General features: G+C 65.7%; 26 protein-coding genes, 1 tRNA gene and 1 other RNA gene. 13 read left to right on the forward strand and 15 right to left on the reverse strand.

The features are described from left to right. Window positions 1-46 precede the first annotated feature (46 nt). Entirely contained in the window at window positions 47-979 is a 933-nt protein-coding gene (locus ABZ345_RS39775) for a cobalamin biosynthesis protein (protein WP_359860133.1), read from the forward strand. On the opposite strand, the gene ABZ345_RS39780 is transcribed toward ABZ345_RS39775, so the two are convergent. The 4 genes from ABZ345_RS39780 to ABZ345_RS39795 are packed head-to-tail and all read right to left on the reverse strand — an operon-like array spanning window position 887 to window position 3,399. Next, window positions 887-1,705: an SURF1 family cytochrome oxidase biogenesis protein gene (locus ABZ345_RS39780; protein WP_359860134.1), complete on the reverse strand. Its 819-nt coding sequence runs from the start codon at window positions 1,703-1,705 to the stop codon at window positions 887-889. The two genes, ABZ345_RS39775 and ABZ345_RS39780, sit on opposite strands and share 93 nt — an antisense overlap. 21 nt (window positions 1,706-1,726) lie before the next feature. Next, window positions 1,727-2,281, reverse strand: a complete 555-nt coding sequence (locus tag ABZ345_RS39785; protein WP_359860135.1) for a PIN domain-containing protein — start codon at window positions 2,279-2,281, stop codon at window positions 1,727-1,729. Continuing rightward, window positions 2,282-2,740: a helix-turn-helix domain-containing protein gene (locus tag ABZ345_RS39790; protein WP_359860136.1), complete on the reverse strand. Its 459-nt coding sequence runs from the start codon at window positions 2,738-2,740 to the stop codon at window positions 2,282-2,284. 59 nt (window positions 2,741-2,799) lie between these two features. Further along, window positions 2,800-3,399: a DUF1349 domain-containing protein gene (locus ABZ345_RS39795; RefSeq protein WP_359860137.1), complete on the reverse strand. Its 600-nt coding sequence runs from the start codon at window positions 3,397-3,399 to the stop codon at window positions 2,800-2,802. Window positions 3,400-3,466: 67 nt separating this feature from the next. On the opposite strand from ABZ345_RS39795, the gene ABZ345_RS39800 reads away from it, so the two are divergent. Further along, a complete protein-coding gene (locus tag ABZ345_RS39800) occupies window positions 3,467-4,768 on the forward strand; it encodes a hypothetical protein (RefSeq protein WP_359860138.1) in 1,302 nt (433 codons plus the stop codon). A 15-nt stretch (window positions 4,769-4,783) separates the two neighbouring features. On the opposite strand, the gene ABZ345_RS39805 is transcribed toward ABZ345_RS39800, so the two are convergent. After that, window positions 4,784-5,236, reverse strand: coding sequence for a low molecular weight protein-tyrosine-phosphatase (locus ABZ345_RS39805; RefSeq protein WP_359860139.1), 453 nt, complete (start codon window positions 5,234-5,236; stop codon window positions 4,784-4,786). 64 nt (window positions 5,237-5,300) lie between these two features. Here ABZ345_RS39805 and ABZ345_RS39810 point away from each other — a divergent pair, with 64 nt between their 5' ends. The 5 genes from ABZ345_RS39810 (at window position 5,301) to ABZ345_RS39830 (ending at window position 9,193) form a co-directional block, all read left to right on the forward strand. After that, complete coding sequence (locus ABZ345_RS39810; RefSeq protein ID WP_030472678.1) at window positions 5,301-5,507, forward strand: hypothetical protein; 207 nt, start codon at window positions 5,301-5,303, stop codon at window positions 5,505-5,507. Between the two features lie 36 nt (window positions 5,508-5,543). After that, complete coding sequence (gene cobC, locus ABZ345_RS39815; protein ID WP_359860140.1) at window positions 5,544-6,539, forward strand: Rv2231c family pyridoxal phosphate-dependent protein CobC; 996 nt, start codon at window positions 5,544-5,546, stop codon at window positions 6,537-6,539. Further along, a complete protein-coding gene (locus tag ABZ345_RS39820; RefSeq protein ID WP_359860141.1) occupies window positions 6,536-7,363 on the forward strand; it encodes a Nif3-like dinuclear metal center hexameric protein in 828 nt (275 codons plus the stop codon). Before cobC ends, ABZ345_RS39820 begins: the two co-directional genes overlap by 4 nt. Further along, window positions 7,360-8,097 (forward strand): C4-type zinc ribbon domain-containing protein, encoded by a 738-nt coding sequence (locus ABZ345_RS39825; RefSeq protein ID WP_359860142.1) that lies wholly within the window; start codon window positions 7,360-7,362, stop codon window positions 8,095-8,097. The genes ABZ345_RS39820 and ABZ345_RS39825 overlap by 4 nt, the downstream gene beginning before the upstream one ends. Before the next feature lie 103 nt (window positions 8,098-8,200). Beyond that, window positions 8,201-9,193 (forward strand): hypothetical protein, encoded by a 993-nt coding sequence (locus ABZ345_RS39830; RefSeq protein WP_359860143.1) that lies wholly within the window; start codon window positions 8,201-8,203, stop codon window positions 9,191-9,193. A gap of 4 nt (window positions 9,194-9,197) precedes the next feature. Here the strand turns inward: ABZ345_RS39830 and ABZ345_RS39835 are convergent, their stop codons facing one another. Continuing rightward, window positions 9,198-10,001, reverse strand: coding sequence for a methyltransferase domain-containing protein (locus ABZ345_RS39835; RefSeq protein ID WP_359860144.1), 804 nt, complete (start codon window positions 9,999-10,001; stop codon window positions 9,198-9,200). Window positions 10,002-10,010: 9 nt separating this feature from the next. Beyond that, window positions 10,011-10,763, reverse strand: a complete 753-nt coding sequence (locus ABZ345_RS39840; protein WP_359860145.1) for a LuxR C-terminal-related transcriptional regulator — start codon at window positions 10,761-10,763, stop codon at window positions 10,011-10,013. An 824-nt stretch (window positions 10,764-11,587) separates the two neighbouring features. On the opposite strand from ABZ345_RS39840, the gene ABZ345_RS39845 reads away from it, so the two are divergent. Beyond that, on the forward strand, window positions 11,588-13,012 hold the full coding sequence (locus ABZ345_RS39845; RefSeq protein ID WP_359860146.1) for a hypothetical protein: 1,425 nt from the start codon (window positions 11,588-11,590) through the stop codon (window positions 13,010-13,012). 198 nt (window positions 13,013-13,210) lie between these two features. On the opposite strand, the gene ABZ345_RS39850 is transcribed toward ABZ345_RS39845, so the two are convergent. The 4 genes from ABZ345_RS39850 to ABZ345_RS39865 all read right to left on the reverse strand — a co-directional run bounded on the left by ABZ345_RS39850 (window position 13,211) and on the right by ABZ345_RS39865 (window position 17,187). Continuing rightward, window positions 13,211-14,620, reverse strand: a complete 1,410-nt coding sequence (locus ABZ345_RS39850) for a pentapeptide repeat-containing protein (RefSeq protein WP_359860147.1) — start codon at window positions 14,618-14,620, stop codon at window positions 13,211-13,213. Between the two features lie 263 nt (window positions 14,621-14,883). Beyond that, window positions 14,884-15,723: a DUF6602 domain-containing protein gene (locus tag ABZ345_RS39855; RefSeq protein ID WP_359860148.1), complete on the reverse strand. Its 840-nt coding sequence runs from the start codon at window positions 15,721-15,723 to the stop codon at window positions 14,884-14,886. Window positions 15,724-15,995: 272 nt separating this feature from the next. After that, window positions 15,996-16,895: a DUF5753 domain-containing protein gene (locus tag ABZ345_RS39860; protein ID WP_359860149.1), complete on the reverse strand. Its 900-nt coding sequence runs from the start codon at window positions 16,893-16,895 to the stop codon at window positions 15,996-15,998. 1 nt (window position 16,896) lies between these two features. Beyond that, entirely contained in the window at window positions 16,897-17,187 is a 291-nt protein-coding gene (locus tag ABZ345_RS39865; protein WP_359860150.1) for a Scr1 family TA system antitoxin-like transcriptional regulator, read from the reverse strand. Between ABZ345_RS39865 and ABZ345_RS39870 the strand changes: the two genes are divergently transcribed. Further along, on the forward strand, window positions 17,086-17,952 hold the full coding sequence (locus tag ABZ345_RS39870) for a zinc ribbon domain-containing protein (RefSeq protein WP_359860151.1): 867 nt from the start codon (window positions 17,086-17,088) through the stop codon (window positions 17,950-17,952). The two genes, ABZ345_RS39865 and ABZ345_RS39870, sit on opposite strands and share 102 nt — an antisense overlap. On the opposite strand, the gene ABZ345_RS39875 is transcribed toward ABZ345_RS39870, so the two are convergent. Next, window positions 17,931-18,016 (reverse strand) — tRNA-Leu (locus tag ABZ345_RS39875). The two genes, ABZ345_RS39870 and ABZ345_RS39875, sit on opposite strands and share 22 nt — an antisense overlap. A 61-nt stretch (window positions 18,017-18,077) precedes the next feature. On the opposite strand from ABZ345_RS39875, the gene ABZ345_RS39880 reads away from it, so the two are divergent. Beyond that, window positions 18,078-19,190 carry a bifunctional RNase H/acid phosphatase gene (locus tag ABZ345_RS39880; protein WP_359860152.1) on the forward strand — a complete coding sequence of 371 codons (1,113 nt, stop codon included), beginning with the start codon at window positions 18,078-18,080 and terminating at the stop codon, window positions 19,188-19,190. 3 nt (window positions 19,191-19,193) lie between these two features. Here ABZ345_RS39880 and ABZ345_RS39885 read toward each other — a convergent pair whose 3' ends face one another. Then, on the reverse strand, window positions 19,194-19,715 hold the full coding sequence (locus tag ABZ345_RS39885; RefSeq protein ID WP_359860153.1) for an NAD(P)H-dependent oxidoreductase: 522 nt from the start codon (window positions 19,713-19,715) through the stop codon (window positions 19,194-19,196). A 175-nt stretch (window positions 19,716-19,890) separates the two neighbouring features. On the opposite strand from ABZ345_RS39885, the gene rnpB reads away from it, so the two are divergent. Next, an RNA gene (gene rnpB, locus ABZ345_RS39890) (RNase P RNA component class A) lies at window positions 19,891-20,271 on the forward strand. Window positions 20,272-20,315: 44 nt separating this feature from the next. Here the strand turns inward: rnpB and ABZ345_RS39895 are convergent. Then, window positions 20,316-21,512 (reverse strand): S8 family peptidase, encoded by a 1,197-nt coding sequence (locus tag ABZ345_RS39895; RefSeq protein WP_359860154.1) that lies wholly within the window; start codon window positions 21,510-21,512, stop codon window positions 20,316-20,318. Window positions 21,513-21,626: 114 nt separating this feature from the next. On the opposite strand from ABZ345_RS39895, the gene ABZ345_RS39900 reads away from it, so the two are divergent. Both ABZ345_RS39900 and ABZ345_RS39905 read left to right on the forward strand, forming a co-directional pair. Then, entirely contained in the window at window positions 21,627-22,751 is a 1,125-nt protein-coding gene (locus tag ABZ345_RS39900) for a threonine synthase (protein WP_359860155.1), read from the forward strand. A 155-nt stretch (window positions 22,752-22,906) separates the two neighbouring features. Beyond that, window positions 22,907-24,490, forward strand: coding sequence for a DUF6345 domain-containing protein (locus ABZ345_RS39905; protein ID WP_359860156.1), 1,584 nt, complete (start codon window positions 22,907-22,909; stop codon window positions 24,488-24,490). On the opposite strand, the gene ABZ345_RS39910 is transcribed toward ABZ345_RS39905, so the two are convergent. Next, window positions 24,487-25,971, reverse strand: a complete 1,485-nt coding sequence (locus ABZ345_RS39910) for a hypothetical protein (RefSeq protein ID WP_359860157.1) — start codon at window positions 25,969-25,971, stop codon at window positions 24,487-24,489. The two genes, ABZ345_RS39905 and ABZ345_RS39910, sit on opposite strands and share 4 nt — an antisense overlap. Between the last annotated feature and the right edge of the window lie 5 nt (window positions 25,972-25,976).

The raw sequence follows: 25,976 nt of genomic DNA on the forward strand, positions 1-25,976 counted from the left end.
GTGTGATGCGGCGCTACCGTGCCTTCGACGAGCTGGGGAGGATGCCGTGGGCGCGGGTCGCGCGTTGGGGTTGTTGCTGGGCGTGGCCGCGGACGCGGTGTTCGGAGATCCACGCCGATTTCACCCGGTAGCGGCATTCGGAACGGTTGCTTCCGCGCTCGAGAAGCGCGTATACGCCGACTCGCAGGCCGCCGGCGTGGCCTACACGGCCGTCCTGGTGGGCGGGACCGTGGCGGCCGGTGTGGGCCTTGAGCGGCTGGCTCGCCGGCACTGGTTGGCGCAGACGGTCGTCACGGCTCTGGCGACCTGGACGGTGCTGGGCGGCAGTTCGCTGGCTGTCGAGGGCACGTCGATGGGCCGCGAGCTGGCTGACGGCGATCTCGAGGCCGCTCGTGCCCGGCTGCCTTCCCTGTGCGGCCGTGACGCTTCCCGCCTGGACACCCTGGGCCTGGCCCGTGCGACCGTGGAGTCCGTGGCCGAGAACACCTCGGACGCCGTCGTGGCGCCGCTGTTCTGGGGCGCGGTCTTCGGCGTGCCAGGACTGCTGGGCTACCGGGCCGCGAACACGCTGGACGCGATGGTCGGCCACAAGTCGCCGCGCTACCTGCGCTTCGGCTGGGCTTCCGCGCGTCTGGACGATCTGCTGAACCTGCTGCCGTCACGGCTGGCGGCGGTGCTGACCGTCGGTGGCGCTCCGGTGGTGGGCGGATCGGCTTCCGCTGCTCTGGAAACATGGCGCCGGGACGCCTCAGCGCACCCGTCACCCAACGCGGGCCAGGTGGAGGCTGCTTTCGCTGGCGCCCTGGAGATCCGTCTGGGCGGCCGGACCGTGTACTCGCACGGCGTCGAAGAGCGCCCGGTGCTGGGCCACGGCCGCAACCCGGACTCAGGTCACGTGACGCGTGCCGTGGAGCTGTCCCGTGTCGTCGGCTTCGGCGCCGCTCTCGCCAGCGCCGTCGTCGCCTTCTTCCGCAAGTAGCTCGGCGATCGACTTCCGCTTCCTGGTGCTTTCGTGGAGCACGCCACCCGGCCGTGCCTCGCGAATCGTGAAGTACAGCCAGCCGCCGACCGCCATGACCCCGAACGCGATCCACTGCAGCGCGTACGAGAAGAACGGCCCGCTCTCGATCCGCGGGAGCGGCAACGTGTCGAGCGCGCCCGGCTGGTTCTCGATGAGCTGGAAGTAGCCGGGCTCGATGTCCGGCCCGACGGCCTTGTTGTTGATCGAGTAGATCTGCTTCCTGCCGTCCTGCTCGAACGCGGGGGTGGCGTTCGACTCGTTCGGCCTCGCGAGCCCGATGACGGTGACTTCTTCCTGCGGGGGCGCGGTGAAGTTCGGCGGCTTGATGCCGTTGACCGGCCGCACGAAGCCGCGGTCGACGAGGACCGTCTTGCCGTCATTGGTCCTGAACGGCGTGATGACCTCGAACGCAGCCTCGCCCAACACCGTGCGCAGCCGCGCCAGCGCCTCGAGTTCGGGCTGGTAGCGGCCCTTGAGCTCCACCTTCTGCCACTCGTCGTGCTGCGCGCCGAACGGCACCGGGTCGCTCTTCAACGACTTGGTGATGGCGGCGTTCTGCGCCTGGCGCTCGTCGTTGCGGCCGAACTGCCACGGGGACAGGAAGTAGATGCAGGCACCCGCGAACACCCAGACGGCCAGGGTCAGCGCCAGCCAGCCCGGCTTGAGGAGGAACTTGAACCGCACGACTTCACGGTAGATGACTGGTCAGAGAGCCCGGAGTTCGGCCACTGACTGCACCAGCCCGCAGCGCTCGAGCGACGCGAGGACGTCGGCGAACGTGCCGGGTGGATTGCGCCACGAGTTCGCGATCTGCTGGACGCAACTCCACACGACCTTGGCGTCGAGCCCGATCTGGTCGCTGACGAAGTCGTCCGCGTCCTTGGGGTCGATGTCCCACTGTCGCAGTGCTTCCGAGGGGAAGTCCTCGAGGTTGTTCGTCACGATCACCTGCGCGCGGGCCCTGATCGCGGCTGCGAGCACGTGGCGATCGTCCGGGTCCGGCAGATCTATCGAGGAGATCAGCGGTTCGTGACCGGTGACCAGGCAGTCGCGCACGGCCTTCACCATCAGCCGCCGAGTGCGGTCGAGCAACTCAGGTTGGAGGTCGGGCCGGTTCTTGTGGATGTTCCTGAACACCTCGTCCAGAATCTGGTCAGTCCACCTGGCCTGAACGAGCCCTGCCTGTGCGATGCGGATCAGCAGATCTCGCAAGGTGCTCGGGTAGAGGACGTCGGCGTCGTAGACGACGACGAAACTCACTCAGGCCATGCCCATCTCTTGCGTGAGCGCCGACAACTCGTCAGCGGCGCTACGCCGTCGCTGGTCGTCGTTGCGCATGTACTCCACCAGCGACGCTGCCTTGATCCGGCGGTGCTTGCCGACCTTGCGGTACTCGATTGCGCCGGCTTCGAGGAGGTTGATCAGGTATGGACGTGACACGTTCAACAGGTCCGCCGCCTGCTGCGTGGTCAGTTCGGCATCAGCGGGCACGACCGACACGCCGTGACCAGCGGCCATGTAAGCCAGGATCTGGGCGAAGAGCTCGACGGCGCCGCGCGGCAGCACCAGCACGTCGTCGTTCTCCTCGACTCTGATGCGAACGTCGCTCTCATCGTCGTGGTGACTGTGCAGATACGCCTTCACCCTGGTCAGTGCGGCGTGAGCGGTGACGACGTCGTCACCGTCAGGCTGAACAGCTCGTAGTGCTGCGGAACTCATCGACTTCCCTCCCGTCCATCATTCGAAGTATCCGCAGTATTCGAAGCAAACGCAACGCGCTATCGGGTGATGCTCACGGCGTGGAACTGGGTCACGAACCCCTCACCCTCAGGACTCGCCGCCATGATCCCGACCTTGGTCTCGATCTGCGGCGGGAAGTAGGCCTTGCGCAGCAGCTTGGTGGGCAGTTCCCCGTCGACGCCGTACTTCACCCACACCGCGTCACCCTTGCGCTCGGCGCTGATCGTGAACCGCTCAAACGTCCCAGTGAGCGCGAGGTTCCAGTCCGAGAACCCCCGCGTGACGACCGTGCTGGCCTGCCGCTTCCCGTCGAACACCTCGACCCCGGCCTTGATCCAGTTCTCGCCGTCGATCACCAGCCCGATCCCGGCGTGGTCGTACTGCGCCGCGTACTCGCCGCTGAACGTCGCCGTGATGGCGAAGTCGCCGGCCAGGGTCGTGCCGTAGAGGTGGCCGTTCTCGCGGACGACGCCGTTGCCGGTGAGGCGCCAGAAGTCCGAGTTGGGGTCGGCGTGCACGGTCAGGGGGTCGGCCGACCACTTCTGAGGCTCGTTGAGCCACGTCCACCCGGTGAGGTCCATGAATCTCATCCTGGCACGCTCGACCAGCCGGAACGACCGCCCGGCGACGATCTTCATCGGCCCAGCCGATCACCTTGGCCGATGAACCCGGCCGGTGTCGGTGCCCGGCAGTACCTTCGGGTCGATGGACAGGTTCAAGGCCGACTGGGACCGTCCCGAGATGCGTGACGCGCTGGCCCGTCGCGACATCGGGACGGTCTTCCGGTTGCTCGTGGAGGGCGGTGTTCCGCAGCGGGAGCTGGCACTGGCCACGAGGCAGAACCAGTCCGAGATCTCCGACATCATCGGTGGTCGTCAGGTCATGGCCTACGAGCTGCTCGAACGCATCGCGCTCAGCCTCGGAATCCCGCGGGGACATCTGGGGCTGGCGTACGAGCCGGTCACCAAGCCTTCGTCGCTCGACGAAGCCGCGAAGCGAGCCTCGTTCCTCGCTCATGCAGCCGAGACGGTCCTAGGTCAGCCGGTGTTCGGCAGTGCGGAACGAACCCCGCTTGTGGTCGAGGCCACGCCAGTGCCGTCCAAAGTGGGGCCGGGTGACGTCGAGATCCTCAACCGCGTGCTGCGCGACCTGACCGGGTTGGAGTCGCAGTTCGGTGGTGGTGTCGTGCTGGCCGCGGTCGAGGGGCAACTGGTGTGGGCGCGTGGCCTGCTCAACGCCTCGGTGCGTGACACCATCAGGCCGACCTTGTTCGAGGCGGTGGCGTTGCTGCACAGGCGTGCGTCGAGCGCCGCGTTCGACATGGGTCGCCTCGATCAGGCGAGACAGCACCTGCTGGCAGCGCTGGACCTGACGCAGGACGCCCAGAACCTGTCCCTCCAGGCGATGTTGTTCTACTGCGCGGGCCGGATGGAGCAGTACCACGGACCGCCCGACGCGGCGTTGAGGTTGTTCCAGTTCGGCTATCCGCTGGCATTGGCGTCGAGGTCGCCGCGGCTGTGCGCTTTGCTCGAGGTGAGGGAGGCGCGCTGCTACGCGGTCATGAGCAATCGCGAGTCGGCTGAACGATCGCTGGCGCTGGCACAGGAGAACTTCCACGCGGAAGGTGACGTGCGCGAGTGGCTGGAATTCTTCGACGAGTCAGAGCTTCTCGCTGCGGTCGGCGTGACCTGGGCGGAGCTGGGTGAGTGGGGCAAGGCTGTCGCCGCTCTTCGCCGGAGCCTGCGTCTGCGTGGCGGCGACAACGCGCTGGCCCGCTCCTTCGACCTCGCCGAACTGGCGACGTGCCACCTTCGCAGCGGCGACGTCGACGAGGGTGTGCGCGTGGCGACGAGGTCGTTGGACCTCGTCGGCCGGCTGAACAGCAAACGCGCCCGAGACCGCCTGGATCCGTTGGACCGCGCCGCTCGATTCGGCGGCAGGGAAACGCTCGGTGTCGTCCATCGGATCACCGAAGTGCGCGGGGCTTGGAAGGTCACGGCTTCCTGAAGATTCGTTTCGTCCTCAGAGCTGCTCGCGAACCCACGCGATCAGCCCCGGCATCGCCGCCTCGACCATGACCAGCACGTCCGTGAACCCCGAATCGTCGCCGTAGTACGGATCGGGAACGTCCACGTCATCGGCGTCCCGATCGAACGAACGCAGCAACCGGACGCGATCGGACTCCGCCATCCGGCGCAACGCCCGCGCGTGTCCGGAGTCAAGTGCGATCAACAGATCGGCGTCCAGGTGCAGATCCGACACCTGCGCGGCCACGTGATCGGTAGGGTATCCGTTGTCCGCCAACGTCTTCAGCGCGCGTGGGTCGGCCGGGTCGCCCACGTGCCACCCACCGGTACCCGCGCTGGACACGGTGACGAAAGACGACAATCCTTCGCGCGACAGCCATTCTCTGAACACGAGCGCTGCCATGGGGGACCGGCAGATGTTGCCGGTGCAGACAAAGGCGACCTTCACACGCCACACGGTAACGCTCAACCGCTGTCGCAAGATGTACGGACAAACGACATGGAGGCCGCCCATGCAGACAGGTACCGACGTGCCCCCGCAACGGGAGATCATCGGGTGCACCGACGCCCTCGGGCGCCGTCGTGCGTTCGAGGTGTACCTCAACGAGAAGGGTCGCGTCTGCTTCCGCACCCCGCCCGGTGAGTCTGCTCAGCTCGACGCGTTCCAGCTGGACGAGCTGATCAGCCACCTGACTGAACTCCGCCGCTACATGCAGTGACGCGCTCGTCTGAGCTGGTCGCCTAGAATCTGCTCGATGACCAGCCCAGACCTGCGCCACCACGGTGACGTCGACGCCGCGCCGGGTCTCGCCGACTTCGCCGTCAACGTGCGGGTGCCGCGCCCGCCCGCCTGGCTGCGCGACCGGCTGGCCGCGGCGCTCGACGACCTCGGTCGTTACCCCTCGAAACAGGCTGAAGAGCTCGCCCGTGAGGCCGTCGCACGCCGTCACGGGCGCTCGCCTGACGAGGTTCTGCTGCTCAACGGTGCCGCCGAGGGCTTCGCGCTGCTGCCGAAGCTCTCGCCGCGCCGTGTCGCCATCGTGCATCCGGGATTCACCGAGCCCGAAGTGGCGTTCCGCGACGCCGGAATTCCGGTCGACCACGTGCTGCTCGACGGCGATTTCCAGCTGCGCGGCACACCCGTGGAAGCCGATCTCACGGTCATCGGCAACCCGACGAATCCCACGTCGGTGCTGCACTCGAGAACCGCCCTCAAGCGCCTTCCCGGCAAGCTCGTCGTCGACGAGGCGTTCATGGACGCCGTGCCCGGCGAACCGGAATCGCTCGCGCACGACCCGGACGTGCTGGTCCTGCGCAGTCTCACCAAGACCTGGGGCCTCGCGGGGCTGCGCGCCGGCTACTTCCTGGGCGACCCGGAGGCGCTCGCCACACTGGCGCACGGCCGCCCGCACTGGCCCGTCGGCAGCCTGACGCTCGAAGCGATCACCGCGTGCTGCGAACCGGAAGCGCTCGAGCAGTCCCAGCGCTTCGCCGAAGAGGCGGAGGAGCACGCCGCGTACGCCTTGGAGCAGCTCCAAGACCTGGTCGTAGTACCGCCGAAAGCGCCGTTCATGCTGCTCAGGGTGCCCAAGGGTACGCGGGAGGCGTTGCGGGACAAGGGGATCGCGGCACGGCGCTGCGACACGTTCCCCGGCCTCGACGACACGTTCCTGCGCGTGGCGATCCGGCCGCCGGAGGAGTTCGCGGTGTTCGTGGACGCGCTGCGGGTAGTGATGGAGGAACTTGCGTGAAGCTCGCCGACGTGATCGCGGTGCTGGAGTCCGCGTATCCGCCGAAGACCGCCGAGAAGTGGGACGCGGTGGGCCTGGTCTGCGGTGACCCGGCCGAGGACGTGACGAGAATCCTGGTCTGCGTCGACCCGACGTCGTCCACTGTGGACGAAGCGGTCGAGCTGGGTGCGCAGCTCGTGCTCGCCCATCACCCGTTGCTTCTTCGTGGCGTCAACGGTGTTCCGGCCGACGAACCCAAGGGTGCGTTGGTGCACAAGCTGATTCGGAACCGCGCTGCTTTGTACTGCGCGCACACCAACGCCGACAGCGCTCTGCCGGGTGTCTCGGACGCCCTCGCGAAAGCCATCGGGCTCGCGGTCACCGGACCGCTCGAACCAGCCGAGCCGTCAAGTGACACCGGGTCGGGTCGCGTCGGCGAACTGCCGCAAGCCGAGCCGCTGCGCGTCTTCGCCCAGCGCGTGGCCGACGCGCTGCCCGTCACCGTCCAGGGCGTGCGTGCGGCCGGCGACCCGGAACGCCTGGTCAAACGGGTCGCGGTGTGCGGCGGGGCGGGCGACAGCTTCCTCGCGACCGCGGCTGCGGCCGGCGTCGACGCCTACGTGACCGCCGACCTCCGCCACCACCCGGCGAGCGAGCACATCGAGTCCGGTGGCCCCGCGCTCGTGGACGTGGCGCACTGGGCCAGCGAGTGGCCGTGGTGCGAGCAGGCGGCGGAGATCCTGCGGGCGGCCTTCGGCGGTAGGGTCGACGTACTCGTCTCCACCCGCCGGACCGACCCGTGGACCGTCGGTGCGACGAGCTCAGCAGTAGGAGGACATGCGTGAAAGCCGATCCCGCAGTGCAGCGCAGGCTGCTCGACCTGGCCCAGGTCGATGCCGAACTGGCGCGCGTCACGCACCGCCGCCGCACGCTGCCCGAGATCGCGGAGATCGCCCAGGCCGAGCAGCAGGTGCGCGCGAAGCAGGACGCGCTGGTGGCCGTCGAGACGACGCTCGGCGACCTGGACCGCGACGTGAAGCGCCAGGAGACCGAGATCGACCAGGTCCGCGCCCGTGAGGAACGCGACCGCAAGCTGATGCAGTCCGGCTCGGTCGGCGCCAAGCAGCTCACCGACCTCGAGCACGAGCTCGCCACCCTTCAGCGCCGCCAGGGCGTCCTCGAGGACGACCTCCTGGAGCTGATGGAACGTCGCGAGGCCGTCGAAGCCGACACCTCCTTCGCCCGCGTCGAGCTCGACAAGTCCCGCCAGACCTACGAGGACGCCACGCGCCGTCGTGACGCGGCACTGGCCGACCTCGAGGCGACCGAGACCAGGCGCACCGCCGACCGCTCGCTGATGGCCAAGGGCTTCCCGGACGACCTGCTGAAGCTCTACGACCGCCAGCGCGAGCAGCGGGGCATCGGCGCGGCTCTCATCCAGTCCCGCCGCTGCGGCGCGTGCCGGATCGAGCTGGACCGCAGCGCGGTGTCCAAGGTGAAGGAAGCCGCGGCGGACGAGGTCGTGCGCTGCGAGGAATGCGGCGCAATTCTGGTCCGCACCCCGGAATCGGGCCTGTAAGCATTTCTGCATGCGGGGCGGGAATTCCTCGCCCCGCATTTGTAGGGGACGTGTAGAGCGCCTCGATAACTTCCCTCCCGTCACTGTGTCCCGGGAGGTAGACATGCGCAAAGCCCTGTCCCTGATCGCCGCCACCACGATGGCGATGCTGGCGGTGAGTGTGCCCACGGCGTCCGCCGCCACCAGCGTGAACTTCGAACCGCAGACCGTCCTCGGTCCAGGCGTGCCGAAGGACGGCACCCGCACCGACCAGAACGTCGTGGAGCTCGGCTCGGTCACGCTGGACGTGGCCGCCACCCAATCCGCACACGTCGTCGCGGTGATGCGCGTGAATTCCGCGACCATTCGCAGCCTTTTCGACAACGAGATCGTCTGCAGATGGGCGGGCGGCAGCAAGAACGCCGTGCTGGGCCAGAACGTCTACCACAAGGGCAGCGGCTCGCCCCAGTGGGAAGACCTGACGCTCACCACCAGCGAGCTCGTCCACCCCGGCGTCGCCACCCGTGTCACCTGCACCGCTTACATCCGCACGGCCTCGCTGGGCTACGACGACTCGACCATGAACCTGGTCAGCGGCTCCCTGCGCATCGTTCCGACCTCCGGCCCGGCGATCCAGTCCGCCGTTCCGAGCCTCCTGGAGCTCGACGAGTCGAGTCCGGTGGTCCGCCAGCCGTCCTTGCCGATGTTCGACGCGCCTGCCGGAACCAAGAGCCTGAACGTCACCGCCGACGTCGAGTACATGATCTGCCACACCAGCACCGACTGCGACAAGTCCAAGTCGTCCAAGGCCGCCTACACGCTCTTCGTTAACCAGTGGAAGTCGGACGGAACCCTCTGCCAAACCACTTCCACCGGCGTCACCCTGGACACGCCCTACTACGTGCACCACGTCGTGGTGCCGCTGAAGCTGTCCGGCTTCACGGCCAAGACCGACTCGGGCTGCGTGCCGCGGTTCAACGCCTACGTGCTCGTGAAGTGGCTCGGCGGCGAGACCGGCGCGGTGCAGGGCACTGCCAACAACCTCACCGACGGCCGCGGTTCGGCGAGCCGGCACACCTCGGACATGAGCGCGATCTACGCGATCCCGTCCAGGTGACCTGTCAGGGCCGGCCGCCACTGCCGATCAACGTCGTGGCGTCCAGTTCGGACAGACCGTCGGCGCGCAACGAAGCCAGGTAGTGCTCGCGGACGTCCGCGACGACCTCAGCGGAGAGATCCGCCAAAGCCCGCCGGAAACCCGACCCGAGCACGAGCAGCCACGCCACCTCGTCGGTCATCTCCAGCCGCATCTCGTTCACGGTCACCTCGACCCCGGCAAGCCCGCGCTCGGTCAGCCAGGCGGCGTACGCGTCCGCCTGGCCGATCTGGTCGATCAGCTGCGGAGGGCGCGGCGCGGGCGGCTCCGCCCCCGTGACAGCGGAGACAGCACGCCCGAGATGACGACCGGGCGACATGATCGCGTCACCACGCCAGATCGTGAGCACGACACGGCCGCCGTGACGCGCACGGCTGATCAGGTGATCGGTACCGGCGGTCATGTCAGGAAAGAAGAAGATGCCGAGAGCGCACTGGACCAGGTCGTAGTCAGCGCCCGGCCACGTCGTCACATCGGCCTGGCCGGGACGCAGCTGCGGCAGTCCCGCGGACAGCCGCCGCACCTCGTCCACCATCGGCCCGGACAGGTCGATCGCGTCGACGACCCCGTCCGGCCCGACCGCGTGCGCGGCGGGAATGGCCGAAGCTCCTGTGCCACAACAGGCATCGAGGACCCGCTCGCCAGGCCCGGGCTTGGCAACCGCGGTCACCGCAGTGCCGATGGGATTCCACAGATGGCGTCCCAGTGCGGCGAAATCCCTTGCAGCGGCATCGAAAGCGCCGCGAAGGTCCTGCTGTGCGTCAGCCATGTCCGGATGTTAGGCGGTGCGGATGAGGCCGAGCTGTTGCGCTCGCAGCACGGTCGACACCCGATCGCTGGTGCCGAGCTTGCGGTAGAGGTTCTCGCGATGCTTGTTGGCAGTACCGGGCGCGATCTTGAGCCGCCGCGCGATCGCCGCCGTCGTGAGGCCCTCGCAGAGAAGCGTCAACACGGTGAGCTCGCGCGGCGTGATGCCGCACGAGGCCGGATCGGCCCCACCGGCCGCCTTCCGAAACTGCCGCAGGTGCCGGTGGTGCGCGTCAGCACGAAGCAACAGCGGCTGCACCCGGTGCAAGTACGCGCGTTCCCGGCTGTCGAAGTCGCGCCCGGCACGCCCGAGGAGGATGGAGTGGAGCACCCCGGCCGGCGCGGCGAGCGGCAGAGCGATGTTGTGCGTGGCGGCCGTGAGCGAGTGAACGCTGTCGTACACGCCCGTCTGCTGCCAAACCCGCTGGCTGACGAAGTCCGTGACGGCGAGCGGCGTCCGATCCCCGGTGGTCACGTAGTGGCGGGCCAGCACGTGCTCAGGCGCGTACCTGCGAAGAAGGTCGTTCAACGGCAACTCGCCGATGTGGTGCGGCGCGAAGGCCGTGATGCGCCCGTCGTCGGCGAGGATGCCCATGCAGCAACCCAAGGTGTCGGTGAGCTCCTCCATCACCAACGACCAGGGCAGATCGCCACCGGGATCGTCGAGCAGTGCGAAGGCGAGGTCGAGCATCCGTTCGTAGTCGCGGGCGAGCAGCTCCGGCATGCGCACGAGTATGCCGATCAAGGCCGGTCGCGAACATGCGGGCCGAGCCCCCAATTAACACCGCCGGCGCCGGCCCGCCATACGCACTTCGCCCTCTGACGCGCGAGGCCCGGCCGCGCCAGGATGCTGCCAGGCAGTCACCCCTGCCAGGAGCCACACCGAGGGGGGAAGCCGCGTGGGCGGGCGCTCGAATGCGAGCGTCCGCCCTCACGGTGAACGGCGCCATCATGGACTTCGACACGGCGCGGCACCCGGCAAGGCGGCGGTGGAGCGCTTCGACCTAGAACTGGTCGACGACCACCGCGCTGCACGCCGAGGTGCTGCCGAAGCCGATCACGTTCCGGGACGACCTGCTGTAGCCGAACCGGGGCCGACCAACGAAAAAGGAGTGGTGGGTCGAATCGACCCACCACTCCTCATCAGTGTCCGAGAAGCGACTTGCTCTCTATCCCTACAGCTTTGCTTGGAGTGACGGTGCATCGTCAGCCTGTCCCAGTCGTCCGGCGAACGTTAGCGGGCGGGACATGGTGGTGGGACGGCTGAGATCGGGCATCTACCTGGGCAGACTGAATGATCAGCGACGGCGGGACAGGGCGACGCACCTCGTCCCGCCCTCGCGATTTTGGCCTCAGTACAGCCTCGTTACGTGTGACCTACGCACAGGACGGGACGGGGCGAAACCATGGCCGGCAGCTTGCGCACGGCCCGTGCGCAAGCTGCTGAGGCCACGCTGAAGGTGGAACTCATGACCGGCGCCTCACGTAGGTAACGATCGATTGGGTACTGGCGCTAGTCCTGCCAAGACCGTATGTAAGGGGGGCCGTGTGACCGACCTAGAGAACCTGGTCGCCCAGGTGTGGAGCGCGGACACTCGACCGCTGGTCGAGGAGTCATGGCGGTGCTACAACGCTGGGGCGATCCGAGCAAGCATTACAGCTACGTGGACGGCCATAACTGCGGACATCATCAACAAACTTGTACAGCTCGCAGACGATGGTGACGCGGGTGCAATTGCGTTTCGTGAAAGCGTCGCAAGCGCGCAGAAGCAAGGCATTAGTGTTGACGGTGTGCGCGCGATGCAGACCATCGAATCTAGCTTGCTGGCAAGGGCCGCAGAGTTCGAGTTGATCGACTCGATCGGGCAACGAGAGCTTGAGCGGATCCGAGAAGATCGAAACATCTGCGCACACCCGTCTTTGCGTAGCTTCAATGAAGTTTATGAGCCGCGCGCTGAGGTTGCCCGCGGGCACCTCGCGGTGGCGCTTTCAACCTTGCTCGTTCATCCGCCAACTCAAGGCGCCAAGGTCCTAGATTCGTTTCTGGGCTACACGTGCGACCCTTCATTCGTTCCCGCGGTTGCGCATATCCAGGCTACATTCTTCGATCGCGTGAGAACGGTAGCGAGAGCGAACATCGCGAAGCTCGCGGCCAAGCACGCGCTCCGCGAGCTGGATCCTGGCGGGCGGCTGTCTGCGATTGAGTATGCGGATCGCTGTGCGATCGTACTTTCTGCCTATGCTCAGCGTGACAGGGAGCTTGTCAGGGCTACTGTGGCGGCTCAACGTGAGCACTTTCAAGGGCTTGAAGGCGGGATGCAGCTAAGGGCACTTGTACGGCTCGGCGACGAAGACTTTTTCTGGAGTCTGGTAGATCAAACTCTTTCGGGCAGATTGCAGGCTTTGATTCAAAAGCTGGAGAACTCGCCTGCATTGCTGGTGCCTTGGGTTCCTCTGTCGTCTGACGCCGCCTCCATTCTGGCGATGGTGCGAAGCGCCTTCGCGCGGGAGCGACTTCCTGCCCTAGCGGAGATTTACTCGAAGCTGTCCCAGTTCCACCGCATGAGTGTTGTTTCGATTCGGCCAGATCCGTACTTCGTGACAATCGTGATTGAGTTCCTGGCGGCCGCAAGTTCATATCGTGTTGGCGAGCAATCCGGCCAGCTCCTGGTTCAGCATGCACAGTTCCTTACAGTCAGCGACGTCGAGGATGCGCTGGATAAATGGGCGTCGAACAACCAGTGTCGCGAGGCAGCTCAAATGCCAGAGCTGGCGGTGGCGTTGTATCGAAATACCGGCCACCTCGGTCCCGCAAGAGGTAAGGCTTTCGTCGACTTCCTTGCTGCGGTCCAGGCACTTGCAGATGAGGGCGATAGCTACTATCGCTATCCTGCGCTGGAGGAAGCTTTGAGGTCGGCAGGTCTCTCGAATAGTTCCGAATCGACGACTGCCGGGGAGGATGGTCGAAGTTGAGGGAATGGTATCTGGTTGGGCAGAAATATCGTGCTGACTTTGGTTACGCAACAAGTCTATAGTCCTAGTTGACCGGCTTTATCGGCACTTGCGGCAGTCGCACCAGCGGGAGGACTTGCTGAAGCTGCGATTGCGAAAGTCTACGGATTCCATCGCTGGACCGTGACGGCGAGTGCGTGTCGCCGAGTTAGTAATCGGCTATGGATCAGTAGCTGTGACGGCGCCATCAATGGCTGTCAGGCGACCCCACCTGCCCACGCGATTAGGAACCTGCAAGTCTTCGTTGGCGCCAAGTTCCGATATAGTGAAGCCATCCGGCCAGATCCTGTCGCCTGCGTTGACATCAAGACGCACTCGTGCGTCGTTCAACCCAGGCTTCTGGGAAAATTTGGCGCCATCGAAGTGGACGACCCATTCGAATATAACTCGGTTGAAGCTTGCGCCAGAACCGAACGTTGCTCCATGGAACCAGGCGTTCCCATCTATATTGGCATCGCTGAAGTCGACCTTTCCATCGAATTTAACGCCAGAAAAAAATGCGTCGTCGTTAAAGCTGGACCGATGAAAGTCTGCGGTAGCCCGGAATTCAGACCCGTCAAACTCTGCCTCTCGGTCGAATTTCACGCATCCGAAGTCGACTTCTCCGTGGAATTCTGCTCCCCTAAAAAAGGTGGCACCAAGAAACTTCGCCATTTCAAAGGAGGAGCTTTTCATGAATTTTGCACCGTTGAACTCGGTCTGGTCGTCGAACTTCGCTCCGTCGAACCTAGTCTGGCCAGCGAAGTGCGCGCCATTAAAGCGGGCCGATCTGATGTGGCACGAAGCAAGATTGGCCTCGAATAGTGTAGCGCCCGTTAGATCAAGGTCGATGTCTTTCCAGTATGTTTCACGAGGTCGTTCTTGTTCGTAGTCCCGCTCTATTAGGTGTGCGAAGAGGATCCTCTCGGCGGTCAGGCGAACCTGATGGTCCTGTCCGTATTGCCCGGCCTCAGTGGTTGACGTTTCCTCTGGCCGGTTGGCCGCAATGGGGATCGAGTCCACCGAGGGCGAATTGCTGGAGATCTCAGTGGGCAATTGTTTGTGTGAGGAATGGGGTGTCCGTAAGTATGCGCATAACACATTTACAATGGTCTGACGTTGGTCGGGGACATTCTGGGCGAGGCGCTCCAATGCATACATTCCGCCTAGTCGCACTAGAGCCTTATCTGAACCGAGTTGCTCGACTGCCTTGATGTACAGATCGGTCACGCGCCGCTCGGCCGAATCGATTTCGGTCGCGGTGGCAACACGGTCCTGATGGGCTTGGGTGGCCGCGGCCACCTGCTCTTGGTGGGCTTGATCGATGTCCCGCTGGCGGAGTGCGATCTCTGTGGTCTGCTGTCGGCGTGCGGCAAGCCACAAGGCCGCTGCTCCGCCAGTGCCCACAACGATTGTGCCTGCAGTTTTGATCGCTTCAAGTCGTGCCCGATCGGCCTCAGTGCCACCACCGAACGTCAGCAGAAGCCACGCTGCGGTTCCTGTGCCAACAAGCAACAGCGCAAATGCCGCTACGACGATCGCACGCGTCGATAACACTCGATAGACAGGCCGATCCTGTGTGTCACCCATACGCCCATCATCGCTGACTGTGTATGAACGATTGTGGCGCCACGCTGTATCGGATGAGCGTCGTGGTGGTGTGACCTGGAGCTGAAGCCCGCGAGTCGAGTGGAACTATCGATAACGTCACAACTTCGCAGCCGGCCTGACTGGGCCGAACTGCTCTCCGTGGTTCCGTGGGGTCGTGGCCCAACGTATGCCCGAAGATGAGAACAGGTGGAACAAATCCTCACTTGTGCGATCTAGTAATGATATTTGATCTAGACAATACTTTACTCGACAGCGCGCCAGCCGTACTGCTTCATTGAGGCTATAGGATTCGCGGCCTCTTGGTAGTAGTTGACCGCGATTGAATTTAGTCGTTGGACGATAGGCATTGAGGAGTCGAGCCATGGAAGAAGGTTGACTAGGGTATGGTCGGATTCCATCCAAACCCAGCCCTTTGCGATATCACTGCCGGTCGCCTTCTTTCCCTCTTCGCTCCAATGTATCCTAAGCGCTCCTTCGCCGTCGCCGTAGTTAATCAAGCATCCCAGTCCAAGGAAGAATATTGCGTCGATGGGCGGAATTGCGACGCCATTGGTTGTTTCGACTGGTTCTAGATCCGAGAGAATTTCCCCGACCGTGTCGATCGCCACACTGTTCTCAAAGCAGACTGCAAAATATGGCGGTCGGTCGTAGAAGCGAGCGCGGTCGCTTTCATTGGAATGAATCATGTCGCCTGCTAGATGCTGGTTTCTGAGCTGCTTTAGCTTGCGCCCTTTTTCTATGCAATCTGCGAGCTCTTTCTTGTTCAGGCGTGTTTTCACTTCGCAGGAGGCTCCTACTCCTTCGATTACCATTAGTCCGGGTGTATCCTGCTCGCTCCGAAACGGTTGGTCTTGATTGGATATTACGACGTCCATTTGGGGGGACCTACGCGACTGGCGATCAACAATCTCGCCTGTTCCGACGGTCCACCTTCTAGGTAGGTGTTGGGAAAGAAACGTTCGAAAACTTGATTCAACTTCACCCCCTTTTACTCCGGCGTGTTGGAACGAGGCCCGGGTTCGCGCCAAGGAGGCTTGAAGTTCGGCTTCGTATGCTCTGAACCGGTCGGTCAGGTTGGTCATAGATCCTCCGAGGTGATCCGACCTGAGCGTCTGTGGCGCGACAGGCTGGCGGGGGCTTGCGATTTGAAGCTTGTCCGGTGCGTACGAGCGCGGTCAGTCCAAGTGTCTCGCAGTGAGTGGGCCATCGCTGTTGAGGCTCGCCGGATGGCAGTCGGGTTTACTCGTTGTAGGTGCTGACAGGCGAAGGGGGATGCTCGATGCGAGCATCCCCTTCGCATGGGGATAAAGTCCGACGTTCGCACGGCCTCAGCCTCTGCTGAAACTATGACGGTCTACGTCTCTGCGATCGTCGCCTGGAGAGCTTGCACGGCCTCGGCGATCTGTTCCAGAGTGTCTTCGGTGGATAAAGCGCCTTCGGCAATTCTGTCGAAGATTATTGCGTACGGTTCCCGCACCTCCTCGATTTCGAGCCACGTCGCGCCGTGAGGGTTCTCGATGTAGATGACGTCGTCGAACCTGTCTTCGCGAAACGTCATGATGCTGAACGAACTCGCCGCCGCCAACCGGCCAGCGGAGTTGGGCACGACTTGTATCTCGATATTCGGACGGTGGGCCAACTCCATGAGCCATACCAGCTGGTCGACCACGACAGGTGCGCTGCCGACCACGCATCGGAGCAGTGCTTCGCTGATGACCAAGTGTAGATTCAGCGACGCTTGCTGGAATAGGTTGCGGGTGATGTGGTCGTGGGCGGCGCCGCTGTATTGATGGCACTGCCTTAGCGCGGTGTTGTCTGAGTAGTACTTCTGAAGCGCGTCCGTGTAACCCGCCGTGCGTACGACATGCGGAAATGCGTCAGTGGCAACAATGCGGATATGGCTCGCCTCAGCAGCGACATCTCCGTAAGTCCATCCGACGCACTCCTCGGCGCCGGGTAGCCGGTCGTAGGCTTGTGGGTCGCGGGCGCGCTGCGCTCCATGATAAACGGCTGCTCGCGTTTGATTGTCTACGCGGTAGACGAGTGCCAGGATTGCCACGTCGAACTCGGAGATCGGACATGCGGCATTCTGCAACATTGATGTCTTCGCGACTGACCAGTTGGCCGAGTCGCTGGCTTCCTTGAGGCCCTTCTCGGACTTGTCTCGCCACGACGCGAGGGCTCGCGCGACTGCGCGATGTTGCAGGTTGGACTTGAACCCTTTGTAGGGAAACGGAGTTGCCTTCCTTGACATCTCAACCCAACCATTCGGAAGGGGCGCCTGCAGCGGTCCCTCGTTCTGTCCGTGCTGCATGATCTTCGGCAAGTATCTGGGTCAGCAGATCTCGCGATTGAGTCGCATCCAACGCTGCGGCGTCCAGCATTGCGAATACGGACCTGCATCGCCCGAGAGAGTAGTTGTCTTGAACGAACACGTTCGCCGTATGCTGCTCGATCCCGATGACGTCGGTGCGGGGCACGTGGTTCGGTTTCGTCGCTCTGCTCCTGATCGGGTGGTGCGTTCTCGAAAGCAGGCACACCCGCACATCGTCGCGGTCGAGGAGTTCGTCCAGTCGCAGTTGTTGCGGCGGTCGCGAGCGGCTGGAGGGTTCTCGGCCGGAAAGAAGCTGGTGCGTGGATCGAAGCGAACGAAGCGGATCTACCCGCTTCGCGGGCGTGTGAAGTGCGGGTACTGCGCGCGACGGATGGAAGGAACGCCCACCGGTCGCAAGACCTATTACCGATGCGCACTTCGGACGATGGTCCCAGGGTCGCCCGCACTGAACGGGCATCCGACGAACGTCTACCTCCCCGAGGATGCGGCACTCGACCGAATCAACGAGTGGCTTGATCGGCTCTTCGCTCCCGAGAACGTTGACAGCACGGTTTCGGCACTGGCGGCTTCTCAGGACGATGAAAAGCCCGGTTCGGGTGATCAGGCCGCCGCACGGAAGCGGCTCACCGAGGCAGAAGCGAAGCTGCGCCGATTTCAGGACGCCATCGCGGCTGGTGTGAATCCAGAAGCGCTCGTCGGGGCGATCAACGAAGCGGAGGAGAAGCGCGCGGCGGCAGAAGCCGAGTTGGACGGCATGCCGAAGCAGGGAGGACGACGGAGCGTCGCGGCGATCTTCGCGATGGTCGATTCGCTCGGCGATGTGAGGAGCATGACACGTCGGGGCGAGCCTGATGAGCTGCAAAAACTGTACGAGAAGCTCGGCCTGGAGACGGTCTACAACGCCGAAGGCCGGATGCTCGATGCGAGCATCCGGCCTTCGGTTAGGGATAAAGCTGGTGTCCGAGAGGGGACTTGAACCCCTACCCCCTTTCGGGGACTAGCACCTCAAGCTAGCGCGTCTGCCATTCCGCCACCCAGACTGATGGACTGATCGTACAGCACACGGTCTGCGGGCCCGCGCACCGGGGATAGGATCGGCCGGTGAAGGTCATCGTCGAGGCTGACGGCGGGTCGCGGGGCAATCCCGGGCCGGCCGGTTACGGGGCCGTTGTCCGCGACAAGCTCACCGGCGAGACGCTGGCCGAGCGCAAGGGGTTCATCGGGGTCGCCACCAACAACGTGGCCGAGTACCAGGGGCTCATCGCCGGGCTTCGGGCGGCGCAGGAACTGAACGCCGAGAGCGTTGTCGTGCGGATGGACTCCAAGCTCGTCGTCGAGCAGATGTCCGGGCGCTGGAAGATCAAGCACCCCTCCATGCAGCCGCTGGCGCGCGAGGCTCAGGGGCTGGCCAGGGCTTTCGGTGCCATCAGCTACGAGTGGATTCCGCGCGAACGCAACCGGCAGGCCGACCGGCTCGCCAACGAGGCCATGGACGGCGAGACCAAGGCGAACCAGGCCAAGGCGAACCAGCCCAAAGACGAGGCCACGGCGGACGCGAGCAAGGAAGGCGACAAGCAGCCGCACTGGAGTGGCGCCACGGGGGACCCCACGCGGCTGATCCTGCTTCGGCACGGGCAGACCAAGCTGTCCGTCGAGCGACGGTACTCCGGGCGCGGGGACCACCAGCTGACCGAACTCGGGCTGCAGCAGGCGGAGAAGGCCGCGGAGCGGTTGTCCAAAATGGACGGCATCGCCGGGATCATCTCCTCGCCGCTGCAGCGGGCGACGCAGACCGCGCAGGCGCTCGGGCAGCGGACCGGGCTGGAGGTCGTCACCCATCAGGGGCTCATCGAGACCGACTTCGGCGCCTGGGAAGGGCTGACCTTCGCCGAGGCCGCCGCGCAGGACCCCGAGATCCACCGGCGCTGGCTCGGGGACACGAGCGTCAAGCCTCCTGGCGGTGAGAGCTTCGACGAGGTCAACGCGAGGGTCAGGAAGGCAAGGACCGAGATCATCGCGAAGTTCGGCGGCAAGACGCTCGTGGTGGTCAGCCACGTCACGCCGATCAAGACGCTTCTCCGCCAGGCGCTGGACGTCGGGCCGCAGTTCCTGTTCCGCATGCACCTGGACCTGACGGGCGTGTCGATCGCCGAGTTCTACCCGGACGGTCCCGCGTCGGTGAAGCTCGTGAACGACACCTCGCACCTCGGCTGACGATCAGGACGCGCGGCGCAACCGGGGGGTCAAGGCTGCGGTGAAACGGTCGGCCGCCGCGTTCAACAGGGCGGTCGACTCCGCAGTTCCCACCTTCTTGTCCAGCACGAACTCGCCGCGCACCACCTGGTCGGCTCCCTTGGCGGCGAGCAGCGGGTTCAGGGCGTAGTCCATCGCCACCAGGAAGCCCTGGCTGCCACCCGTCGCCAACGGCAGAACCGCGCGGCCTCGCAGCGCCTTCTTCGGCAGCAGGTCCAGCAACGCCTTGACGAGCCCGCTGTAGGCGGCGCGGTACACGGGCGAGGCGACCACGATGCCGTCCGCAGACAGAACAGCGTTCACCGCAGAAGCGATCGCCGGGTCGCGCAGGTCCTCGGTGAGCAGCGACAACGTGGGCAACGCGCGCACGTCGAGCAACGAGACGTGATGTCCCGCTGCCTCGAGCACGGCGGACACGTGCGACACCACGACGCCGGTCGGCGCTGTGTGGGACGGTGCGCCGGAGATGATCAGCAGATCGGACATGGCAAGCACTCCCTGAGGTCTCGGGTGAGAGAAAGCGCACTCAGTGGAGGCAACACAGGCTTGCTGCCACGCGGCCGTAGTCGACGTGGCGACGTCGTGTCATGCCCAAAGTGAACCAACGTCCGGACCAGTGAACAACCAGTCCCAGACGCTGGGATATCCTGGTGGGCGCGGATGAGTCGGCAGGGCGGCCGCGGCGGGAGACCGTCGAGGAAAGTCCGGACTCCACAGGGCAGGGTGGTTGTTAACGGCAACCAGGGGCGACCCTCGGGACAGTGCCACAGAAAACAGACCGCCTCGGCGCGAGCCGGGGTAAGGGTGAAACGGTGGTGTAAGAGACCACCAGCGCCCCAGGTGACTGGGGCGGCTAGGTAAACCCCACCCGGAGCAAGGCCAAGAGGGCCCGAAAGGGCCTGCGCGAGCGTTCGAGGGCTGCCCGCCCGATGCTCGCGGGTAGGCCGCTAGAGCCTGTCGGCAACGGCAGGCCGAGATGGATGGCCGCCAAGTGGGACTCCGGTCCCATGAACAGGATCCGGCTTACATGCCGGCTCATCCGCCACGAACGGTGCCCGGCGATCTACCAGGCACCGTTCGCCGCGATCAGAACGACGCGACGTTGAGCAGTCGTTCGTGCGTGCCGTCCGGGTCGGTCGTGGAGTTCCAGTCGGTGGTTCCGGCAGCCTGCAACGCGGACTTCACCGCCGCGGGAGACGCGCTCGGGTGCGTCGCCTTGTACAGCGCCGCCGCACCCGCCACGTGCGGGCTGGCCATCGACGTGCCGGAGATCGTGTTGTAGCCGCCGCCCTTCCAGGTCGACAGGATGCACACGCCGGGCGCGATGATGTCCACGTCCGCGCCGTAGTTGGAGAAGTCGGCGAACGTGTCGTCCACGTCCGCACGGCACGTCGACGCCGCGCCGCCGCCTGGCCGGCCGTTGAAGTCGGCCAGTGCGCTGACCGTGATGACTTCCTCGTAGGTGGCCGGGACGAAGGTCGACGAGTTCGCCGCGCTGTTGCCCGCGGCCACGACGTAGGTCACGCCGGCGGACACCGAGCGGCAGATCGCCTCGTGCATCGCGTCCCTGTTGGAACCGCAGGCGCTGTCGCTACCGGATCCGCCGAGGCTCATGTTCGCGACCTCGATCTCGTTCGCGTGCGCGGTCACGTAGTCGATGCCGCAGATGATGGCCGAGAACGAGCCGCTGCCCTGGTTGTTGAGCACGCGGACCGGCCAGATGCGGGCACCGGGCGCGACGCCCACGACGCCGGAACCGTTGTCGAGCGCGCCGATGGTGCCGGAGACGTGCGTGCCGTGGCCGTTGCCGTCGTCAGCGCTGCGGCCGGTGGAGCAGTTCTTCGCCCCGGCCGTGTACACGTTGAGGTCCGGGTGGTCGAGGTCGACGCCCGTGTCGATCACGGCGACGTCGACGTTCACGCGTTCGTCGGTGCCGTTGATCTTGGCGGTCGGGCTCTTCTCGGCGTCGATGCGGTCGATGCCGGTCGGCAGGGTCTGCGCGGCGATCGACGCCACGCCGTCCGGCTGCACCAGCGCGATCCGGGAGTCGCGAGCGAGCCGCGCCGCCGTGGCGGGGGTCATCTGCGCTGAGTAACCACGAACCGCCGATTCGTAGACGTTTTCGACGGTGACGCCCGCCAGGTTCGTCACGCTCTGCACACCCACGCCGTCTTTCAGCAGCACGATGTAGCCACTGGTCTGGGCGGAGGCGAAAGCAGGTGCGGGGGGTGCGGCGGCGAGCAGGACGGCCGCGAACAGGGCTTTTGCGGTGAGTCGTCGCATGTCTCTCCTCAAGGGGCTTGAGCAGGGACCTCGATGCTCGCATCCGAATGGCCATATGCGCTAGACCGTTCGGGTGTAATCCGGATGGGTGGGCCGTCCTGTATTGATGGGTGTGTGCTCTCCCATCTGGAATGCGCCCGCTGCGGACTGCGCCACGACGCCGACCAGCCGCAGAACCTCTGCCACGACTGCGCGAGCCCGCTGCTGGCCCGCTACGACCTCACGAACGTCCGCAGGCCCACCCAGGACAACAGCCTCTGGCGATACCGCGACGTCCTCCCGGTCCGGAACCCGGATCCGAACTTCAGCCTCGGCGAGGGCATGACCCCGCTGGTCCCGCTGCCCGCGCTGAGCCGGCAGTTCGGCGTTCGGCTCCTCATGAAGGACGAGTCGCTCATCCCGACCGGCTCCTTCAAGGCCCGCGGGGCGGCCGTCGGAGTCGCGCGGGCGAAGGAGCTCGGCATCCAGGGCATCAAGATGCCGACCAACGGCAACGCGGGCGCCGCCTGGGCCCTGTACGCGGCCCGCGCCGGCATCCGCAGCGTCATCGCCATGCCCGAGGACGCCCCGCTGATCACCCGCGAGGAGGTCGAGGCGAGCGGCGCCGAGCTCAGGATCGTGCCCGGCACCATCGCCGACGCCGCCAAGGCCATCAAGGACCTCGATCTGTTCGACGCCTCGACGCTGAAAGAGCCCTATCGCATCGAGGGCAAGAAGACGATGGGCTACGAGATCGCCGAACAGCTCGGCTGGCGCGTCCCGGACGTGATCATCTACCCGACGGGTGGCGGCGTCGGTCTGATCGGGATCCACAAGGCGCTCCACGAGATGCGCGAACTCGGCTGGATCACAGGGAAAATGCCGCGGCTCGTCGCGGTTCAGTCCACTGGGTGCGCGCCGATCGTCAGGGCGTTCGACGAGGGCGCGGCCGAGTCGGCGTTCTGGGACAACGCCTTCACGAGCGCGTTCGGGATCAACGTGCCGAAACCGTTGGGGGACTTCATCATCCTGCAGGCCATCAGGGAAACCGATGGCACAGCCATAGCCGTGGACGATGGGCAGATCCAGGAAGACCGCACCGAAACCGCGCGGGCAGAAGGCGTTTTCCTGTGCCCGGAGGGCGCCGCCACCATCAGTGCCGTCCGGACACTCCGCAAAGACGGCTGGCTCAACGAAAACGACGAAGTAGTCGTGCTGAACACCGGAGCAGGCATCAAATACCCAAGTGTCCGCCTCTAGGTACGTGCAATCCTCTAGGGCGTTACAGAATTTCGGCCGTTCGAGTGGTGCCGCAACCCCAACGAGCCACTCTCGGTATCACGGCCCAGCACACCAAATCCTCCTGTCAGACGGCCGGCCCCTGCAGCCGGTCGTCCCCAAGGGAGGGAAGACACATGCAACGCAAGCTGACCGTGGTGCTGGCCTTGTCCAGCCTCGTCACGGCTGGTGCGGTCGGAGTCGCGACCGCCGACGCCACGGAGCTCCCCGTCTACGGGGTGAAGAGCTCCGGTCTCGACCAGGAGCAGGCTCAGAAGCTGCAACGAGCGTTCGGGCTCAAAGACGTCCAGAGATCCGAGTACGGCGCGGTGTCCTTCGCGGACGAGCAGCGCTACCAGTACCTGCCGACCGTCGACAAAGGACAGGGGAGACCCGACGAGGACGGCAACGCGACCACGCAGACCGGGCTCGACCTCGAGGCGATCAAGCGCATCAAGACGATCCCCGCGGACGAGGCGGCGAAGCGCGCTCAGGAAGGCCTGCGCGAAGCAGGTGTGTTGCCCGCCAACGCGTCACCCACCGCGCAGTACACGACGTTCGAACTGTCGGATGTCAACGGGCGCAACGCACTCACGGCGAACCTGGACACGAGCGTCTCCTACACGTTCCAGCTCGGCGGCATCCCGCTGGAGGGCGAGGGCGCGAACATCCGCGTGTCGTTCGACGCGCAAGGCGTGACGTCGGTCAGCCACGCCGCACGCACCTACGGCGAGGCGGGCACGGCCAAGGTCCACGACCTCGCGACCGGTGCGAAGCTCTGCCAGAAGTACCTGGGCGCCGAGGTGAAGCCGGACGTCAGCTACGTCTACGTGGCCCCGCCGCTCGAGGAGAAGACCGACAGGATCGAACCGTCGTTCCGCTGCGCCGGTCGCACCCAGGACGGCGCGGCGCCTCAGGCCATCACGCTGCCGGCAGTGGTCGGCGCGGAACTGCCGCAGCCGGGCGAGAACCAGCCGCCGAGGCCCGACGCGCAGTTCAAGATGCAGGCCGCAGGGACCCAGGTCGGCAGCGAGGGCACCGGTGTCTGCGCCGGACTGCCCAACACCGCCGCCAACATCGGCACCTTCAACAGCGAGGCCAGCAGCCACGGCATCACCCGCGACTTCAGCTGGCTCGACGGCAACGCGTGGGAGAGCGACTTCAAGGACCCCGCGTCCGCCGGTGGTGACGACACCAACTGGGCCGACGACGTCGACCTCACCTACTGGCAGGGTCACGGCTCCGGCACCGGCTTCTACTTCTCCGGCTGCTCCAGCCACAACGACACCAAGCTCGCCAACACCGAGGCGCGCTGGGGCAACAACGACGTCGAGTGGATGAGCCTCTTCACCTGCCAGATCCTCGAGGACGTCACGGGCGGCCAGACGTGGGCGCAGCGCTGGGGCCAGGCCTTCCGCGGCCTGCACCAGATCAACAGCTTCACCACGGTCAGCTACAACTCGGCCGACCACGGCGGCAAGTTCGGGCACTACATGTGGCGCTCGCCGTTCCTGTGGTGGAACAACCCGATGAAGGTCCGCGACGCGTGGGCGCAGGCCAGCATCGACACCCAGCCCGCCTCCGTCCGCTGGGCGACCATGGGCCCCGTCACGTCGTCGGGCGCGCTGGGCAACTTCAACGACTACTTCTGGGGCAAGGGTTCCGTCGGCCCGGACTACACCTCGACCGGTGTGTTCTGGCGGATCTCCGGCGCGAGCTAACCGAGGTCCCGCACCCTCAACCGCGCCATTCCGAGTGAACCGAGGAACACAGCCACCGCCGCGAGCCCGAGCAGGGGCGCGGCGGTGAGCTGTTCCCCGGTCAGCACGCGGGGCAGGAAGTGGAACGGCGACACCAGGTTCGCCACGTCGTAGCCGACGCCCAGGGACGGGCCGACGATCTCCCCGAACATGTTGACCACCAGCCACACCGCGAAGGAGATCGCCGCGGCGGCACGGGGCACGAAACCGACGGCCAGCACCGCCACCGCTCCCACCACCAGCACGGCCGGCACCTGGAGCAACGCCGCGGTCAGCACCCGGAGGTCGCCACGGCCCGCGGTGAGCCCGGCGACGGTCATCATCGCCAGGGTCCCCGCCACGGCCACGAACAGGTGCCCGGACGCCCACCGCACCCGGCCGACCGCCGTCGACAACACGAGCTCCGCCCGCCCGGAGACCTCGTCGGCCCGCAGCCGCAGCACCACGAGCACCGGGAACATCGCCGCCGCCCCGCCCAGACTGATCATGATCATCCACATCAGCGTGTCCCCGATGTCGCCGGCGCCGTAGCGGTGCACGAACTCGGCCATCGCCGGCGAGGTGCCGCCGACTGTGCCGCGCATGCCCGCAGCGACACCGCCCATCGTGGCGCCGGCCAGCGCGAACGCCGTCACCCACCCGATGAGCTGAGTCCGGTGCACCCGCCACGGCAGGCTGACCTCACCACCGGCCTGCCCAGGCCGTGCGGGCACCACACCCGCTCCGTAGTCACGGCGCCGGCTCAGCCGGAACGCGACCGCGGTCAGCGCGGCGGTGGCCACGAGCGGCACCACGAGCACCCAGCCCGACACCAGGAACAGGTGGCTCCAGCCGTTGGGGGAGAACCAGCGCGCCCACAGCACGCCGCTGCCGTCCGCCGCGAACCGCACGCCGTAGGTCACGCCCAACGTGCCGCACGCGATCAGGTGAGCCGTCGACGACCGCTCGGTGAGCTGGGCGGCGACCCCCGCCACCGCCGCGAACACCAGGCCGGGCGCGAGCGTCGCGAGCCCGAACCGGAGCCCGCCGATCATCGTCACCAGCACGCCGACCAGCAGCGAAGCGCCCATTGCCAGGCCCAGCGCGGACGCGAGCGGGGCGTGGCGGGACACCGGCGTCGCGCGCAGCAGTTCCTGGCGGCCGGACTCCTCTTCCGCCCTGGTGTGCCGCAGCACGATCAGGATCGCCATCAGCGCGGTCAGGGTGAACGCGACGTCGCCGATCTTCCAGAGGATCAGGCCGTGCAACGTCGGCGAGGTCAGCTGGCCGGTGAACGCGGTCAGCGCGGTGTTGCCCGCCAGGTCACGCGCGAAGGACAGAGCGGCCTCGGGAGTGGGGAACATGCGGCCGTACTGCCCGGTGACGCTGAGGACCACGCCCGCGATGAGCAGGACCCAGCTGGGCAACAGCACGCGGTCACGACGCAGCAGGAACCACAACATGCTTC

It is taken from the genome of Lentzea sp. NPDC005914 (assembly GCF_040629405.1).
Lineage (GTDB): Bacteria > Actinomycetota > Actinomycetes > Mycobacteriales > Pseudonocardiaceae > Lentzea.